2 protein-coding genes are annotated in these 2,422 nt (G+C 65.4%); one reads left to right on the forward strand and one right to left on the reverse strand.

Annotation, left to right across the window (positions count from 1 at the left end; genetic code table 11):
• Positions 1-1,229, forward strand: a 1,229-nt coding sequence (locus VK519_RS05330; protein WP_324348094.1) for a glycoside hydrolase family 3 C-terminal domain-containing protein, incomplete at its 5' end; no start/stop codon positions are given.
• A 13-nt stretch (positions 1,230-1,242) separates the two neighbouring features.
• Here the strand turns inward: VK519_RS05330 and VK519_RS05335 are convergent.
• Complete coding sequence (locus tag VK519_RS05335; RefSeq protein ID WP_324348095.1) at positions 1,243-2,211, reverse strand: quinone oxidoreductase family protein; 969 nt, start codon at positions 2,209-2,211, stop codon at positions 1,243-1,245.
• Between the last annotated feature and the right edge of the window lie 211 nt (positions 2,212-2,422).

The following is a 2,422-nucleotide window of genomic DNA, read 5'->3' on the forward strand; positions in this document are numbered from 1 at the left end:
AATACTTTGCCACGCACGACTTCACGGCAAAGCCCGTTGCGGTGCGCACCGATGCCACGATCGACCTGGATGTGGATCACGCCGCGCCCGCGACGGGACTGCCCACCGAGGGTTATGCCGTGCGCTGGTCGGGCGATCTGCTACCGCCAGGGCCTGGCGACTACACCCTGCGCGTGATCGTGGACCGCTGCTATGACTGCCACGCGCACGACAAGCTTCGCCTGTATGTCGACAACCACTTGCTCACCCAGATCCAGGCCGACGGCGACACCGCCTCAGCCACTTTGCATGCCGCCGACGCGCGCGCGCGACACCTGCGCCTGGAGTGGGAACACGGCCAAGATGAAGGGATCCACCTGCAATGGAGCGCCCCGGCCGATGCGCAACTGGCCGAGGCCAGGCACGCGATGGACGGCGTGGACGCCGTCGTGGCCTTCGTCGGCTTGTCGCCGGGCCTTGAGGGCGAGGAACTGAAAGTGGACGTCCCCGGCTTCGCCGGCGGCGACCGCACCGACCTTGAACTGCCTGCCCCCCAGCAACGCTTGCTGGAAGCCGCGGCAGGCAGCGGCAAGCCCTTGGTGGTGGTGCTGATGAGCGGCAGCGCCGTGGCCCTGAACTGGGCCAAGGCGCATGCCGATGCCATCGTCGTGGCCTGGTATCCCGGCGAGGAAGGCGGCACCGCGATCGCACGAATACTCGCCGGTGTCGCCAATCCCGCGGGCCGGTTGCCGGTAACGTTCTATCGCAGCGTCGGCGATCTCCCCTCGTTCACCAGCTATGCGATGAGGGGAAGGACCTACCGATATTTCCTGGGTGAGCCGCTTTACGCGTTCGGCGACGGCCTCAGCTATACCCGGTTCACCTACGACGCTCCCGTGCTTTCAACCGCCCGCGTCCACGCGGGTCAGCCGTTGGATGTAAGCGTGACAGTGCGTAACGCCGGCCGACGCGACGGCGAAGAAGTGGTCCAGGCGTACCTCGCTTACCCTGGCGCCATCGATGCACCGCGCCGCGCACTGGTCGGCTTCCAGCGCGTTTCCGTCGCGGCGGGCAAAACCCGCGTGGTGCATCTTTCGATCGATGCGCGCGCGTTGAGCTTGGTCGACGCCAATGGCGAACGTCGCGTTCGCCCGGGCCGCTACCAGCTTTACATCGGTGGCTCCCAGCCAAGGCCTGGCCAATCCTCGAGCGACTTCACCATCAGCGGCCAGGAACTCCAGCCGCGCTAAATCGCCTGACCCGTCATGGCACGAGCAGCAGCTTGCCCGTAGTCTTGCGGCTTTCCATGTCGGCATGCGCCCTGGCCGCGTCCGCCAGTGGATACTCATTACCAATCCGGACCTTCAGCTTCCCTTCCGCGATCCAGTCAAATAGCTGCGCCGAACGAGCGCGCAGCAGTTCCGGCGTATGGACGTGGTCCATGAAAACCGCGTAACCGATCTTGATGCTTTTCGGCAGGCTCATGATCTCAAGTGGCCCGGGCCCACCGAGGACGGGGCCATACCAGCACAAGACGCCCGATTTGCGCAGCACGTCGAGCGATCCCTGGAAGGTCTTCGGCCCGGATCCGTCATAGACGACATGCACGCCCTCGCCGTTTGTCAGGCGGAGCGCCTCCTCGGCGAACCGGCCCTCGGTGTCGACGATGACGTGATCGGCGCCGGCCTCCTTCACCGCGGCGACCTTGTCATCCGACGACACCCTTCCGATGACATGGCCTCCCCGCAGTTTGACGATCTGGGTCAGCAGCAGACCCAGTCCGCCCGCTGCCGCATGGACGAAGGCGACGTCGCCCGGCCGCACGGGATAGAAGTCGGTCGCGAAGTGGCTGGCGGTGAGTCCCTGCATCATCACCGCGGCGGCCGTGCGATCGTCGATCATTTCGGGGACCGGCACGAGCGATGCCGCCTGGATCGCGATCCGCTGCGCATAGCTCCCGGGCGCATAGGCCCAGGCCACACGCTGGCCAGGTAAGACGCCCTCGACGCCGTCGCCCACCGCAACGATCCAGCCGACGCCTTCGACGCCGAGGGTCTTGGGGTTGGGGGTATCGGTCCAGGCCATGCCTTGCCGAACGCCGATGTCCATGAAGTTGACGCCCGCGAAGGCGATATCGACCAGCGCCTGGCCCGGACCCGCCACCGGGTCCGGGCGCTCGACATGCTCCAGCATCTCGCGGCCCCCGGTACCGTTCATGACGACCGCTTTCATCGACTTGCTCCTTGTTTGAATGATCGTTCCATAATTGGACAAAAAAGGGTGGCTACGCAGCGCCTTCCTACACCTCAGTCTTGAATCATCATTCCAGAATAACGCCAACAAAAACGGGATGCGTCATTGCAAGGCCCGCAACGCCAGGCGCCCGAGGCCGCGCAGCTCTCTGGCAGTCGCGCCACCGCGCGCAGCAACCCGGATTCCAGTG

Source organism: Pinirhizobacter sp. (assembly GCF_035317885.1).
Taxonomy (GTDB): Bacteria; Pseudomonadota; Gammaproteobacteria; order Xanthomonadales; family Rhodanobacteraceae; genus Pinirhizobacter.